The 15679-nt window shown below is 33.5% G+C and carries 17 protein-coding genes; 7 read left to right on the top strand and 10 right to left on the bottom strand.

Annotated features, from left to right (window positions below):
• Positions 1-4: 4 nt before the first annotated feature.
• The 6 genes from HH304_RS15640 to HH304_RS15665 all read left to right on the top strand — a co-directional run bounded on the left by HH304_RS15640 (position 5) and on the right by HH304_RS15665 (position 4797).
• A complete protein-coding gene (locus HH304_RS15640) occupies positions 5-1693 on the top strand; it encodes an AAA family ATPase (RefSeq protein ID WP_169683349.1) in 1689 nt (562 codons plus the stop codon).
• A complete protein-coding gene (locus tag HH304_RS15645) occupies positions 1690-2616 on the top strand; it encodes an HNH endonuclease family protein (protein WP_169683351.1) in 927 nt (308 codons plus the stop codon). The genes HH304_RS15640 and HH304_RS15645 overlap by 4 nt, the downstream gene beginning before the upstream one ends.
• Positions 2617-2733: 117 nt before the next feature.
• On the top strand, positions 2734-3027 hold the full coding sequence (locus tag HH304_RS15650) for a helix-turn-helix domain-containing protein (protein WP_169683353.1): 294 nt from the start codon (positions 2734-2736) through the stop codon (positions 3025-3027).
• 171 nt (positions 3028-3198) lie between these two features.
• Positions 3199-3540: a helix-turn-helix domain-containing protein gene (locus HH304_RS15655; RefSeq protein ID WP_169683355.1), complete on the top strand. Its 342-nt coding sequence runs from the start codon at positions 3199-3201 to the stop codon at positions 3538-3540.
• Positions 3537-4280 carry an ImmA/IrrE family metallo-endopeptidase gene (locus HH304_RS15660; RefSeq protein ID WP_169683357.1) on the top strand — a complete coding sequence of 248 codons (744 nt, stop codon included), beginning with the start codon at positions 3537-3539 and terminating at the stop codon, positions 4278-4280. Before HH304_RS15655 ends, HH304_RS15660 begins: the two co-directional genes overlap by 4 nt.
• Positions 4270-4797 carry a hypothetical protein gene (locus tag HH304_RS15665; RefSeq protein WP_169683358.1) on the top strand — a complete coding sequence of 176 codons (528 nt, stop codon included), beginning with the start codon at positions 4270-4272 and terminating at the stop codon, positions 4795-4797. Before HH304_RS15660 ends, HH304_RS15665 begins: the two co-directional genes overlap by 11 nt.
• A gap of 89 nt (positions 4798-4886) precedes the next feature.
• Here HH304_RS15665 and mnmE read toward each other — a convergent pair whose 3' ends face one another.
• Positions 4887-6263 carry a tRNA uridine-5-carboxymethylaminomethyl(34) synthesis GTPase MnmE gene (gene mnmE, locus HH304_RS15670; protein WP_169683360.1) on the bottom strand — a complete coding sequence of 459 codons (1377 nt, stop codon included), beginning with the start codon at positions 6261-6263 and terminating at the stop codon, positions 4887-4889.
• 202 nt (positions 6264-6465) lie between these two features.
• Here mnmE and HH304_RS15675 point away from each other — a divergent pair, with 202 nt between their 5' ends.
• Positions 6466-6741 (top strand): hypothetical protein, encoded by a 276-nt coding sequence (locus tag HH304_RS15675; RefSeq protein WP_169683362.1) that lies wholly within the window; start codon positions 6466-6468, stop codon positions 6739-6741.
• A 19-nt stretch (positions 6742-6760) separates the two neighbouring features.
• Here the strand turns inward: HH304_RS15675 and HH304_RS15680 are convergent, their stop codons facing one another.
• The 9 genes from HH304_RS15680 to nspC form a co-directional block, all read right to left on the bottom strand.
• Complete coding sequence (locus HH304_RS15680) at positions 6761-7342, bottom strand: hypothetical protein (protein ID WP_169683364.1); 582 nt, start codon at positions 7340-7342, stop codon at positions 6761-6763.
• A 72-nt stretch (positions 7343-7414) separates the two neighbouring features.
• Entirely contained in the window at positions 7415-9832 is a 2418-nt protein-coding gene (locus HH304_RS15685; RefSeq protein ID WP_169683366.1) for a TonB-dependent receptor, read from the bottom strand.
• Positions 9825-10241, bottom strand: a complete 417-nt coding sequence (locus HH304_RS15690; protein WP_169683368.1) for a Fur family transcriptional regulator — start codon at positions 10239-10241, stop codon at positions 9825-9827. Before HH304_RS15690 ends, HH304_RS15685 begins: the two co-directional genes overlap by 8 nt.
• A gap of 87 nt (positions 10242-10328) precedes the next feature.
• Entirely contained in the window at positions 10329-10643 is a 315-nt protein-coding gene (locus HH304_RS15695) for an ArsR/SmtB family transcription factor (protein ID WP_169683370.1), read from the bottom strand.
• 319 nt (positions 10644-10962) lie between these two features.
• Entirely contained in the window at positions 10963-12384 is a 1422-nt protein-coding gene (locus HH304_RS15700) for an MBL fold metallo-hydrolase (RefSeq protein WP_169683372.1), read from the bottom strand.
• A 47-nt stretch (positions 12385-12431) separates the two neighbouring features.
• Positions 12432-12749 (bottom strand): rhodanese-like domain-containing protein, encoded by a 318-nt coding sequence (locus HH304_RS15705; protein WP_169683374.1) that lies wholly within the window; start codon positions 12747-12749, stop codon positions 12432-12434.
• A gap of 100 nt (positions 12750-12849) precedes the next feature.
• A complete protein-coding gene (locus HH304_RS15710; RefSeq protein WP_169683376.1) occupies positions 12850-13506 on the bottom strand; it encodes a Crp/Fnr family transcriptional regulator in 657 nt (218 codons plus the stop codon).
• 98 nt (positions 13507-13604) lie between these two features.
• Positions 13605-14291 carry a hypothetical protein gene (locus tag HH304_RS15715; protein WP_169683378.1) on the bottom strand — a complete coding sequence of 229 codons (687 nt, stop codon included), beginning with the start codon at positions 14289-14291 and terminating at the stop codon, positions 13605-13607.
• A gap of 214 nt (positions 14292-14505) precedes the next feature.
• Positions 14506-15648: a carboxynorspermidine decarboxylase gene (gene nspC, locus HH304_RS15720; protein WP_169683380.1), complete on the bottom strand. Its 1143-nt coding sequence runs from the start codon at positions 15646-15648 to the stop codon at positions 14506-14508.
• Positions 15649-15679 lie beyond the last annotated feature (31 nt).

Genomic DNA, 15679 nt, shown 5'->3' on the forward strand with positions numbered 1-15679 from the left:
TATTATGCAGAAAATCCATAAAGATATTTTAAATTATCTTTTAAAAAAAAGAGAAGATGATTCAGACTTATTTTTCACACTCAGGTCAACTAACAGGAATAAGAAATTAGACAAAGGATTCTGGTTTCATGGTAATGAGGAATATTTAGCTATTTCTTTTTGGGATGGAATGGATTGGAATAATCGAACTCCTAATATTTACTTAAAAATACTAAATGATGGAAGGTCATTTTTGGAATTTGCAGCAAAAGATTCTGAGAATAAATGGTTTTTCTTTTCAGAAATAATACCTAAATATATTAATGAATTAGAAAGTTTCGGAAAGAAAAGATTAAAAAAGGACTATTCAGAATTCAAAAACAATTATCTAAAGTCTTTGGATTATTTTTTAAAAAATGATAAAAAATTAATTGATGAGGCATTATTGAATATGCCTAAAAAATTAAGAGATGAAATGTTTTCCACAAAAAGAAACACTCTTGGTTTTCTAAATAAAAACGAGTTTAATACTAAGCTTAATAACACACTTAGTTATATTTCCAATAAACCAAAAGAAAATAAAGGCTTACCTTTTTATATAAAAAGCCTGAAAATAAAGAACTATCCTCCGATAATCAAAACTGAAATTAATAATCTAAGCGAGAAGAATCAATGGATATTTTTAACTGGAATGAACGGTACAGGTAAAAGTTCCATTTTAAAAGCTTTAACAATTGCTATTATAAATAATTCAGATAATGGGAAAATATTACTGAAAGATGAAGATTTTGAAATCCAGCTACAAGTAAGTAATAATAGTAAAACAGAAAAAACCATAATAAATAAAAATAAGGGTTATAACCCTACCATTATTTCACCTGGTTTTGCTGCATATGGTGCGTCTCGCCAAATGATGATTGAAGATATTAATGATAAAAAATCTAGTATAGCATATAGTATTTTTAACAATGATGGGAAATTACTCAATTTAGATTTTCAAATCGCTGATCATATTAGAAAACAAAACCCACTAGCCGAAGAGCGCATATCACAAATTAGTTTATTATTAGCTGATATAATCCCCTCCTTAGTAAAAATCGAGATGCCAGAAAACACGATAGAAGGTCTACACCATGAAACTTACTATATTGAAGAGGATGAAAATGAAAACGAACTGCCTGCCGTATTCTTTCATGAGTTGGCTTCTGGGTTAAAAAGTTTAATTGCAATGATAGGAGACATGTGTTCTAGGTTATATGCTCAGCAACCAGAAATAAGTGACCCAGCTGAGTTAAAAGGTATAGTAATAATTGATGAAATTGATATTCATTTACATCCTGTCCTTCAAAAAGAATTAGTAGAAATACTTACTGATACTTTCCCCTTGGTACAATTTATTGCTTCAACTCATAGTCCTATACCATTTCTAGGGGCCCCAGAAAATTCTGTAATTTATAATATAACAAGATCAGCTGAAAATGGAACAGAAGCTAAAAGAATCAAAAATGTAAATATTAAAAATTTGCTCCCTAATACACTTCTAACTTCTCCAATATTTGGAATGGACAGTTTAACTCCAAATTCTAATAAAAATAAAAACGATTTAAATGTTGATGACCATTTTAATGACACAAAGCTTTTTGAACTTGTGGATAAAAAAATTGATGAATTATTTGAAAGAGGGAAATCAAAAAATTCAAAATATTTCCAATGAGAAGTGTAAAGAAATCAAAAAAAAATATTCCGCCTTCCTTAAAATCAAGGGAATGCTTTGAAAGTTTAAAAAAAATATACAATCAGGGAAAGGGACCTTGTAAAGACCAAATTGATAGCAATATATATAGAGCTAAGGACGTCATAGTTAAGTTATCAAATTTATATAAGGACAAATGTGCATATTGCGAACAAAAAGAACCTGATTTTGAAATTGAACATTACAGACCAAAACGAAGATTAGCTAAAATAGATAATAATGATGGAATTCAACATCCAGGTTATTATTGGCTAAGTTACGAATGGACTAACTTAATTCCTGCTTGTCATGATTGTAATAAAAGTGGAGTAAAAGGCAATAGATTTCCTATTTTAAATAACAGATTAAAAAATCCGATTACAAAGGAAAATACAATTGATTTAAGCGCGAATGATTTTGAATCCGATCATCTCAAAGATGAACAAGCTCTGCTTATTCATCCTGAAGAAAATGGATTCAATCCTTACAATTATTTTAAATTTAATTCCAAAGGTGAAATAATCCCCTGTGCTAAAAAAGAAACGATAGAATTTATAAGAGCTCAAAAAACTATTGAAATAGTTAATTTAAATAGGTTCAAATTACATATAATGCAACGCAAAAAAGAAATTCAAAATTTAAAATATCAATTAAAGGGTCTTCTTTTGAATTTTGTTCATGATGTTTACATTAATGAATCGCGTGCTTTCAATCGATTAAAAAATGACTACTTCAGGATATTAAAACAAATCAATCAAAAGACAAAACCAAGAAATGAGTTTTCATTTTTTTGGGAATATGTTTATAAACACATGGATATTGTATTAATGGTTTCAATGAAACCTAAATACAGAAAATTATTTCTAGACTTAACTCAAGCTTATAAAAAGAATAATATTAAATAAAATTTTAAATATTAAAATAGTCTATACCATAGAAAGTGAATTAAAAGACCAGTAAACGTCTAGTAATATCATTTGATTTATAATAAGTATTTGTTTAATTGTTAATTAAATTAAACCATGACCAAAGTAGAAGATAAACTGAAGCGAATTTCCAAACCAAGTCCGAAAGGAGGATGGAAAGAAAAAGTCAGGTTTGGAAAACAAAATCAAGCCTGGCTAAAGAAGTCATCTGCTATTGCCTTAAAAATTCTCGATGCCCTTGATGAAAACGGCTGGAGCCATGATCGTCTGGCAACAGAATTAAATGTGAGCCCTCAAGTTGTAAGTAAATATGTCAAAGGCAGAGAAAACTTCTCAAATGACTCAATCACCAAATTAGAAGCTATCTTAGATTTAAAACTATTACAATAAACAACCTTCAAATAAATCAAAACTGATAAAAAATTATCATCTAAACTAATTATTATATATTAAACTAATAAGTCAAACTTATTTACACTCAATGTTGTTACAAAATTTGATATTTGAATTAAATTGGCTTATTTTGTAACACGAAAACATGACAAACAACCCTCTTCAAAAATGACCCGTGATAATATAGTTGGCAATAATTTTAAATTATACAGGGAACATAATGGCTTAACTCAAGACCAGGTTGCGAATTATCTGAATGTAACCAGAGAGGAAATTAGTTATTATGAAAATAACAAAAGAAAAATCCCCGTAAAAGTATTATCCAAAGCTGCCAGTCTGTTTGGCATTGATGAATATGACTTCTACGAAACCGATCCGGAAGCAAATAATGTAAAAATGGCTTTGGCATTTCGCTCAGATTCATTGAGCAATGAGGATCTTGATCAAATAGCACAATTCAAAAAGATAGTCTTAAATTATTTATCAATGAAAAAAGCAATGGTTAAATGAACCAACTGATTTTAGAAAAAAAAGCCAATGATTTCAGAAATAAGAATGGGTTAGGAAGCAATGATAGCATTCATCTTAAAAGTTTGCTATACAAATTAAATATTCTCACCGCATTCAAACCTTTAAGTGATAGTTTTTCGGGAATGGCTATGAAAGTGAGTGATGAAAAGGAAGTCAAACGATTTATATTAATAAATAGCAATAAATCTTTAGGTCACCAGCACTTTACTATCTGCCACGAATTATACCATTTATTTATTCAGGAGAATTTCACATCAATGATTTGTAATGCAGGAGCTTTTATAAAAAAAGATCCTGAAGAATATAATGCAGATGTATTTGCCGCCCACCTTCTTTTACCGGAAAATGGAGTGAAGTCATTAATACCTGATGAGGAGCTTGGCAAAGACAAAATTAAACTGGAAACAATTCTTAAAATAGAACAATACTTTTCCTGTTCACGAGCAGCTTGTTTATATCGATTAAAAAATCTTGATATCATTTCAAAATCAAGATTAGAATTCTTTAATCAATCAGTTAAAAAAAGTGCCATCCAGTATGGTTATTCCATCGATATTTATGAACCAGGCAATCATAATGAATTAATTGGAGACTATGGTACCCTTGCCAGAAACCTATATGATAATGAAGTGATTTCTGAGAGCCACTATTATTCTTTATTACTGGATATGGGAATGAATACTGATGAAATAGAAGAGCTGGAGAATAATGGAGAGTAAAAACCGAATAATTCTTATCGATACTGATGTTATTTCCCATTTTATCCTTGGTGGTGCTATTTTGACTCTTCCTAAAATATTCCCCCACTATAAAATTAAAATGGTTGATAAAGTTTATGATGAGCTTAGCAGGTTTAAAAGGAAGAAACAGGAAGTTGATAACCTGATTAAATTCAAATTAATTGAGGTAATGGATTTTCCTGAAGATGAGGAAATTATGATGGAGTATTTCTACATTAAAAAATCATTGTTCAAAGGAGATGGGGAAGCTGCCAGTTTAGCAATCGTAAGACATTCAAAAGATATACTCGCCAGTAGTAATTTAAAAGATATCGCCCATTATTGTAAAATGCATTCCATAGATTATTTAACCACTATGGACTTTTTATGTGAGGCACTCAAAAAGAACATAATGACAGAAAATGAGTGTGATAATTTTATTCAAAGGGTAAAATCAAGCGGCAGTAAATTACCAGTTAATTATATGTCTGAATATTCGTGTAAAGACAAGTTGTAATATTTAAATATTAATAACTTAAAAATGTCTATAATTTTGAAATAGGTATAATTACACCTATTTGTCAGAAAAAATATAAGCCTTATAACTTATTTACCGATACAAAACTTACTAAAAATATTCCCCAACAAGTCGTCAGTGGTGATCTGCCCGGTAATCTCCCCGAGGTGATGTAATGCCTGGCGGATGTCCATTGCCAGAAAGTCATTAGTTACCTGAAGATCAAGGCCTCGCAACACTTCCTGAAGTGCTGTTTGTGTTCTCAATAATGCCTCATAGTGACGGGCATTGGTTACCATGGTATCTCCGGTTTTGAAATTATCCAGATGAACCTTCTCAGAGATTTTATCTTTTAGATCATCTATATTTTCCAGCTTCCCGGCTGAGATAAATACGAAATGATCGTTCTTTCTCAAGGTTTCTACTTTATCTTCTGGTGCAATATCAATCTTATTGCCAACTGCTATAAATGGCTTCCCAAGATTCTCCAGACGATTAACTTCCTGCAATACATCACTAATCGAATCGGTACTTAAATCAAATAAATAAAGAATCAAGGATGCCTGGCCCATTTTCTCGTGGGTCTTGGCCACACCCATGGCTTCAATCTTATCGATAGTCTCACGAATACCTGCGGTATCAATAAACCTGAAGGAGACTCCCTCGATTACCATTTCATCCTCGATAAAATCTCGGGTAGTGCCCGGGATATCCGATACGATGGCTTTTTCTTCGTTTAATAATGCATTGAGAAGGGTAGACTTCCCGGCATTAGGTTTCCCAGCAATAACAGTTGGAATACCTTTTTTAATCACATTACCATAATCGAAGCTTTTTAATAATTTTGATATGACTGTGTAAAGCTTCTCAACCAGGGCTCTCAGTTCTTCACGTTGAGCAAACTCAACATCTTCCTCAGAAAAATCCAGCTCCAGTTCTATTAGAGAAGCAAAATTGATTAGCTCAGTTCTTAAATCATCAATCTCTTTACTAAATCCACCTCTCATTTGAGACAGGGCAGCACTATGGGCAGCATCAGAATCAGCATTGATTAAGTCTGCTACTGCTTCTGCCTGAGCTAGGTCAAACTGACCATTCATAAAAGCTCTCATTGTAAACTCTCCGGGCCTGGCTAACCTCGCACCGTGTTTTAATGATAGCTGGATAATCTCCTTGACAATATATTGCGAACCATGGCATGAAATTTCAACCACATCTTCCTTGGTGAAGGATTTAGGACCTTTAAATAAGGATAGTACAACTTCATCAATAATTCGCTTTCCATCTCTTATTGTTCCAAAATGTAAAGTATGAGAAGGCTGGCTCTGAGGATCTTTTCCACGGAACATTTTTGCGGCTATTGAGAAGGCTTCTTTTCCCGATAACCTGATTACCGCTATAGCTCCAACACCCGGAGCAGTGGCTAATGCAATAATTGTATCCTCAGCAGATGAATATTTATTCATATCAAAATATTTGTTGCAAAAGTAGATAATTTTAAAGGAATCGCCACTATACCAAAAATTGACTTTCCATTTGCAAAAGCCAATAATCAATATTTTATCAACACATAATGTAATTATTAGATATTTATTAAATATATCTATCTAATTAATTGTGTTGTTTTTAAAAAATATAATTAATTTCGAATCTCTCGAATAGATTGAAATGTCTAATAAACACCAAAGATATCAATTCTACCTATCGTTATTCTTATCTGCAATAGCAGGAGCGGCGGTAATGACAATTCCGGGAATTACATATTACGAAATCACAGGCAATCCTAATTTCATTTTTTTCTTTTGTAGCTTGGGAGCTGTTATCTTTTTATTTGTCAATTTGATCAATAAAGGAACAACCTCAAAAAAGAAATTATCTAAAAAGTTTAAAGGATCTTTTACCAAGATCAAAAAAAAGCCCGCCGATGAATCAGCAGGCTTTTGATAAAATTTACTTAACCTATTTATTCGATAACCAAATCAAATTCTAAATCAATATCAGTTTCACCTGTTTCAACTGTTGATGAAGCTGTTTTTAGACCTGGCTGATGCTTTAATACAAATCTGAAACTTCCAGATGCAGCATCTCCTGTTCCCCAAAGTGTTTCAAGACCTACTGGTAGCTGATTACTGTCATAATCTTCATAATTAACGTCATCATCTCTCATTTCTATGTTTCCGTCTCCTTCAGGATTAGTAAACATTCCTTGAGTCCAACCATAAAAAATCATATGCTCATTACCTTCAGCAGCTACCTCATCAGAAATATTTTCATCAGTTGCTGTGTTGAAGAAACCAAGATCGAGTGTGTAACTAGTTGAAGCAGCCAAATTAATTTGAGGAGTTTCAAAAGGAGCAGAGCCTTCACCATCCGGATCAGTAGCAGTCACTACAATAGCATCTCCACCACCATCAGGAGTAAATGTCAATACTACCTTATCAATCACTTCCTCTTCATTTTCCTTCGCCGGAGCCTCGTCTTCTGAGCATGACTGTAAACCAAAACCTACTAATAGTGCTAGTGTTAAATACTTAAACTTTTTCATTGATTATAATTTATTGTGTTTATGCAACATTATTACATTTGCAACAGAATTGCAAATAGTTGTAAGATTTTTTTAAAACTTATAATTAACTGATAACCTGAAATTTAATCCCGGCTCATCAGCATAATATCTTATTCTATTTGTATACATCCTGTAGCTTGTGTTCACTATGTTGTAAACGGAAAAACGTATGTCGCATTGTGAATTTATGGTTGCTAAAACGTCGAAATTCAAAAGCGTGTAAGCTTTTGGTGCGTCTTTGAAATCAAATATCGATGAATCTTCAGCAAATAAGTCTATACCCTTATCGGCAGCTTCAATAATTTCTCCGGGAGTTATCGTTCTTGGTGCATTGTTTTGTTCAAAAACATGCTCAACAGAGATAATTGGTGTCAATTCTTTAAATATCCAAACATCGCTGAACGATTTTTTTTGAGAAAAGCGCAACTGAAAAGGAGGGATATCTATAAAAGATGTCCCGTCTTTTAAATTTCTACCATAGGTATAATCAAATCTTAATGCTGATTCTCCAAGTGTTAAACTGTTAATTGACACTTTACCATTTATGCCGCTGACAAGGGCATCGGTAATAGCGTAAACGTATATAGGAAAGGCCCCTCTGACTGTTTCGGTAATACCTGACGGTCTCTCGTATATGTAATCAATAATATAATTCCCAAAAATAGTTAGTTCAGTCTTCCAGTTACCCGGATTATAATTTAAAGCTGTATTTAAAGTGAAGGCTTTTTCCGCAGAGATATCTTTTTCTTCAGGCTGAAATACTTTATCAGTTTTCGGGAAATTATTCTCATCAAAATAATACCTCAATAAACCATAGGTTATCACAGACGATTGGTGTTTTCCGAACGAATAAAGTTCAGCTACATTAGGAGGTCGCCATGCGCTTCCAATATTAATTTTAGCATCCATTTTATCTCCTCCAAACTGATACCCCGCATTGAATGAAAAATTATTGAAAGACACCTCACCAGAATATAATTCCAGCCGATCATCAAAGCCTAATACAGATAAGAATGAATAATCATACCTTATCCCAAATTCAAATATTGATTTTCCAAAATATTTAGATTCAGTAATGAAAGCACCAATACCAGTATTTTGATAATTCGGAATAAATTGATTCGTATTTGTTCCCTGAATATTATCATTATCCTGATAAATCCACTGGGCTCCGATTATTCCTTCAAACCCTGCAATGGAATGATGAGACAGGTTAAGCTCTGCCTGATGAGTAGTAAGATCTAAATTAATCGAAGGCACACCATTATTTGTTCCCCTTCTGATATCAAACTCCTTACGGAAATTCTTTTGAAATGAATAAAATGCCGTAATCAGATTATCTCCAAAGTTTTGAGAAGATTCAAACTTTGAAAAGATGTGTTCACCTTCTTGCCTCGGAGTATTTATGTCATAGCCAAAGCTTTTCGTTCCTTCAGGAGGTTCTTCTGTCATTGCAATGTCAAGATCTTCCAAACTACTAACAACCGATCCGGTTAATATTCCATAATCTTGTTTTGTATATGACACGATTGCATTAGCATTAAAACCTTCCTTATGGTATCGCAACATACCAAGACTACTAAATTCCTCACTTCCGGTATTTGTCAGATTATAGTCTGGGGCTTTCATATCGCCTCGACGATAATAATTTGCAGAAATTTTTGCAGCTATCCTGTGTCCTCCTTTTGAAAGGCTAAAATCTCCGCCATATCCTCTGCCATTAGACTCACCTTTAAGAGTGATATCACCGGATAACTCCTGATGTAGCTCCGGCTTTTCAGTATCTATCAATACTACACCACCCATTGCTTCTGCTCCATATCTTACAGATGAAGCGCCTTTAATAACACTTAGTTCATCAATCGATGAAAGATCAATTTCAGGCCCATGGTCTTTACCCCAATTTTGAAATGCGTGCCTTACTCCATTATTTAGAATTAAGATTCGATTGCCGTACAATCCATGAATCATTGGCTTAACGATATTTGAACCAGTAGAAATCATTGAAACACCAGGCAATTCTCTAGTCAGCATTCCCAGATTTTTACCTACGGAAAGATCTAAAGCTGTTTTATCTACTGTTTCAATTGCTTGCGACTGATAAGCTCCCTTGCTTTTTTCACCCTCGACTGTAACGCCTTCTAAAAATTCAGATTCAATTGCTAAATAAATCTTTGGATCCTTATGATAGACATCATGATGATGAACTAATGTTTTATATCCAACATAAGAAATTATCAAATCAACTTCCTTTTGACAAATATTAGTTATAATAAAAACACCATTTACATCAGCATTAGCTCCTTTATCTGTCCCATCAATACGAACTGTAGCAAAGGGTAGGGGCTGCCGGGTATTTAAATCATAAATCACTCCTTTAATAATATGATCACAAGGATTTTGTTGAAATGTAAATCCTTTTATTGAAGTGAAACTAAAAATTACCAACAATAAAATATATCTATTCATTGCATTGATCACATTTGCCTTTAACGACCATACTTATTTCGGTCATTTTATAATTGGTTGGAAGATTTGGTATTGGAATAGCAAAATCTGGTAAGCATTCTAACTTGCCACATATTATGCATTGGAAATGAATATGGCTGCTTTGATAATTTTGTTTGTCTGATTTAATACTTAAGGCATAAGAAGCACTCCCGGAATCACCAGGTATTTTATGAATCAGGCTTTTATCGATAAATGATTGAAGAGTTCTGTATAAGGTTACCCGGTCAAAATCAGGTAACTGATCTTCAAGATCTCTATTAGAAAAAGCTTCCTCACGAGACGAAATAACCTTTAAGACCTCAAATCTTACTGGAGTGGCCCTCAGTTCATGTCCATGAAGTAGTTCTTTTATCTGTTCTCTGGTCATAATAAATAAGTATTATGACCAAATATAATAAAGAATCACCCACTAATGCAACAAGGTTACAATAATAACGATGTTGCACCAATTAGTTTATCCGGTATATTCGGCAAAAAAGTCATTGAAGATATTTTCCATTTCTACCCAGGACTTTTTATTAATAGAATAGATCATGGAGGTACCTTTAACTTTTGCATTAATGATTCCTGCTTTTTTCAATTCACTTAAGTGCTGAGAAACAGTAGCTTGTGCCAGTTTTAATTCATTAACCAGCTCACCATTAATACATTGTTTAACTTTCAATAAATGCTTCAAAATTGCAATTCTTGCAGGGTGTCCCAACGCTTTTGACAGGTCTGCAATTCTCAATTCTGCTTTAGAATAACTATCTAATTTACTTACCCCCATAATATTAGAGTAGATTGGTATAATTTATTGGTTATGAAAGATTAAATATATTTCAATTCTTAAATATCAGCGATTAATAACCACCGATAACTAATTACTTATAAATAAAACTATATTGGAAAGTTAATATTAAGGTCTTTGCCAAAGACGTCCATCAACAATAAATACAGCTATATTACAATAATACCAAATAAACGGCAAATCTCCTTATAATATTCGTTAAGCTAAAACATTTTTTTTGAAAATCTTAAAATGAACGGTAAGGCATAAATAAAAAAAGGCCCTCAATTGAGGACCTAATTTAAAGTATATTGATTGATTACAATGTACTAGGACATACATAATCTGTTTTAGGAACATCTTGCTGAGCAATTGCATCAAATCCTCCTGCCACATCTGTAAAGTTTTCGAAACCTCTTGATTTAAGGATTGAGCTGGCAATCATCGATCTGTAACCACCTTTACAGTGTACAAAGAAGTGTTTATCCTTTGGAAACTCTGCCATGTGCTCATTGATATAGTCAAGTTCGATATTCATTGCATCTACCACATGCTCTGACTGATATTCACTTGAACGTCTAACATCAACTACGACTTCGTCTTTATTATTCTTCAATTTAGTAGCGAACTCTTCTGCAGAAATTGAAGGAATATGATCTGTTTCATGTGTAGAGTTTTTCCATGACTCAAAACCACCTTTCAAGTGACCCAAAGCTTTGTCATAACCTACTCTTGCAAGTCTTGTTACTGCTTCTTCTTCACGACCTACTTCAGCAACGATCAAAATTTCCTGATCAATTGGAATTAAAGCACCAACCCAAGGAGCAAACTGACCATCAAGTCCGATATTAATACTGTTAGGAATAAATCCTTTTGCAAAATCCTGAGGAGCACGAGTATCAAGAATTAAGGCTCCACTTGCAGTTGCTACCGCTTCAAATTCATCAGGAGTTAATGATTTCATGCCATGATTAACTACCTCGTCAATATTTTCATACCCTTCCTTATTCATCTTCACATTCATAGGGAAATAGGCAGGCGGGGTTGTTAATCCATCAGTTACTTCTTTGATGAATTCATCTTTTGTCATATCAGCACGCAATGCATAATTAGACTCTTTTTGCTCACCAATAGTACTAACTGTTTCTTTACTCATGTTCTTACCACATGCTGATCCTGCTCCATGACCAGGATAAACGATTACATCATTTGGCAAGGTCATGATTTTATTCCTTAAACTTTCAAAAAGATAGCCAGCAAGGTCTTCCATAGTTAACTCACCAACTTTTTGAGCCAAATCAGGTCTTCCTACGTCACCAATAAACAAGGTATCTCCGGTAAACACTGACTTAGGAGTTCCATTTTCCTCTAAAAGGAAACATGAAGATTCCATTGTATGTCCAGGAGTATGTAAAACCTTGATTTCCAAATCTCCAACTTTGAAAGACTGGCCATCCTCAGCAATGATCGCATCAAATGATGGTTTTGCATTTGGTCCGAAGATAATCGGTGCACCAGTTTTCTTTGCCAGGTCAAGGTGACCAGAAACGAAATCAGCATGGAAATGAGTCTCAAAAATATATTTGATTTTAGCTCCACGAGATTCAGCTTTCTTAATGTAGCTGTCTACATCTCTTAATGGGTCAATTACAGCTGCTTCTCCATTAGACTCAATATAGTATGCACCTTGAGCTAAACATCCAGTATAAATTTGCTCTATTAATTGATTTTTATTTTCCATGATATTATAGTTATATTTTAGTTCTTTAATGTCTTTCTTTTAATGTCTTAGTATGATATTATACCACCTTTAAGGTTATAAAGTTTTTGAAAACCCAGATCTGCAAGCATATTACAAGCTGTTGAACTTCTTGCTCCGCTTCGGCAATAGATTAAATATGTTTTATCCTTATCAAACTCACTGATGACAGATGCAAACTCACCACTCAGCAGATCATAATTTATCGCGCCTTCAATTTTACCTGAGTTAAACTCTTCTTTTGTCCTTACATCGATAATTATCGTATCCGGATCATTGCTCATCGATCGAAACGTATTTCCGTCGATGTTTTCAAAGTTTGTTTTCGTATTAAATATGTTGAACATTTTCTTTTTATTTTTTTACAAATGTACAGTGCATATTTCCTTATATCTGTGCTAATTGTCACGTATGGATTTCACATAAAAAAAGCCCTCATGGGCCCTTTTATCCTATTAAATCTTCGATATTATCTCTAATGAAGATTTTATTTCTGGTAAGTTCAATCAGTTTTTTCTTTTCAAGTGTTTTAAGTAAACGGGAAATTACTTCTCTTGAAGTCCCTAATTCATTTGCTATTGACTGGTGAGTTGTAGCAATCTCATTTGTGTTTAACTGATTTTTCTTAATCAAAAGGTAATTAAGAAGTCTTTCATCCATTCGTTTGAAAGCTATATCATCAATCACTTTGAGTACTTCCTCAAACCTTGATTGGTAGGTTCCTGCAATATATTCTTTCCATTGCCTGAATTTATTCCCCAAATCTTCATGGAGATCTGCAGGTATATTAATCATTTTAATATCAGTTTCAGCAACCGCCTTTATTTCACTACTTCTATGTGAACGGCAGCAGGTAAGACTTACTGCACATGTTTCCATAGGCTCAAGATAATATAGGAATAATTCATGTCCCTCATCATCAGTCCTCATCACTTTTATAGCACCTTCTAAAATGATTGGTATCATTTTTATATACTGACCAGGTTCAATAAGTATATCTCCGGCTTTGAGTTCAGAATACCCAGACCGATTTGAAATTTCCTGAATCAGATCATTATCAGTGAACTGAGGTAAATATTGTCTTATTAGTTTTTCATCAACCATACTCAAAAATACTTTTGTAACTCAAGTTACAGTGTGACATTTATCACTATCAATATTGACATTATACGGATCAGATTGATATAAGTATTAAAAAATAATCAGGAATGAGTGTTTTCTATGATGAAAAGACGAGAATCTTTTATAGGTTTTAGAACGATTTGATCAATTTGAGATACTTCTAAAGAATCTTCATTGTTCATTGTGATAAGCTCATCCGCATTTGCACATTCAATTTTACCCGCAATAAGATGAATATACACTTTGCTGTTGCTTGTCTTTGGTTTGTAAATCAAGTCACCTTCTGCGGAAAGGCTACCATATTTCAAAGAAGCATGGGTTTCTAATCCGTTATCACCAGCTTCATAAATGGTCATCATTTCTCCATTAGCAAAATCTTCTTCATTTAACTGTATTAAAGTAGAATCAACATCATTGCTCATAGAATTAAACCAGAATTGATAGCCAAAATAGGGGAGTATTTCCTCTGCATTAATGCTTTCTATCGGAGTTTCGGGGTAAAGTCGGTGTATTACAGATGTGGCTTCATTGACTGTGGCCTCCCAATGAGAGTTTTTTAATAACTTTTTGCCAGACAAGCTACATTGAACAATTGTATAATCATGGCTGTTTTTGATTTGATATCTTGCTCCAGGCCATAGCAATTCCTTATATACCATTACCAACGACCCCTGATGCTTAAACGATGGCAGGTAATCATGCCAGGCGGTAAAATTTGTATGCCTGACCTTATTTCTTAAACTACTGTCTATTAGTTTGACCTTCATGTGATCTTTATTGATCAAAGATCATCTTTGAGTTTAATTTATCAACCGGTAACGAGAAGTTTAACCAAGAATTCACACATTAGAAACTTTACGTTAATAAAAGATACTCTAAAAAATATTATTATACCAATATGAAATATTATTAAATCGTTAACAATAAAAAAAGGGGAGTAGTTCCCCTTTCAATAAAGCTTTAAATATGATAGTTTAAATATCAGGACAATCTATCTCTAAAATCCTCATACCCAAACTCTTTCACCACATTCAATGAGTTATCTTTCTCCCAAATAGCAATAGACGGGTGAGTAATACCATTAAAAGTGGTGGTCTTAACCATGGTATAATGAATCATATCTTCGAAAATGACTTTATCACCGATATTCAATTCCTTATCAAAACTATACTCGTGCATATAATCACCAGCCAGGCAACTTACTCCACCAAGTTTATAAGTCGGCTTTCCTTCTGTCGGATCACCAGCTCCAATAATCCTTGGGCGATAGGGCATTTCGAGCGTATCAGGCATATGTGCAGTAAAGGAAACATCTAATATGGCTGTTTTGACACCTTTTCTCTCTACTATGTCTAAAACTCTGGAAACTAATACTCCGGTATCCCATGCAGCAGCCGAACCCGGCTCAAGGATTACCTCCAGATGAGGATATTTTTCTTTAAACTTTCGAATGGTATCGATTAATAACTCAACATTATAACCTTTTTTGGTCATTAAATGACCTCCGCCAAAATTCACCCATTTTACTCGCCCTAAATATTTTCCATATAATTTTTCGAAAGACTCTAAGACTTTCACCAGGCTTTCTGAAGGAGACTCACATAAAACATGAAAATGAAGACCTTCAATATAATCTGGTAATCCGTTTGATAATTCTTCATCAGAAACACCTAATCTGGAACCTGGTGCCGAAGGATTATAAAGCATGGTTTCAACATCTGACCATCCCGGATTTACTCTAAGGCCCATTGAAACTTTATCGGGCGAAGACATTACTCTATCCTTATATGTCTCTGCCTGTTTTAATGAGTTAAAGGTTATATGGCTTGAATAACTTAAAATCTCATCAAACTCTTCTGGCAGGTATGCAGGAGAATAAGTGTGAGCCTTAGACTTCATTTCTTCAAAACACAACCTTGCTTCACTTAATGAACTTGCAGTTGCTCCGGAAAGGTATTGCCTGACAGTAGGAAAGACACTCCACATAGCAAAACCCTTAAATGCCAATATAATACTGGCACCGGACTCTTTCTGAACCCTGTTCATTAACTCCAGATTTCCAATCAGCCTTGATTTATCCAGGACAAAACAAGGTGAAGGTATATTTTCATAATTAATCGCCATTAAAATATCTTTTAAAACCAAATAAAGAGGC

It is taken from the genome of Marinigracilibium pacificum, from assembly GCF_012926615.1.
GTDB classification, from domain to species: Bacteria; Bacteroidota; Bacteroidia; order Cytophagales; family Cyclobacteriaceae; genus Mangrovivirga; species Mangrovivirga pacifica.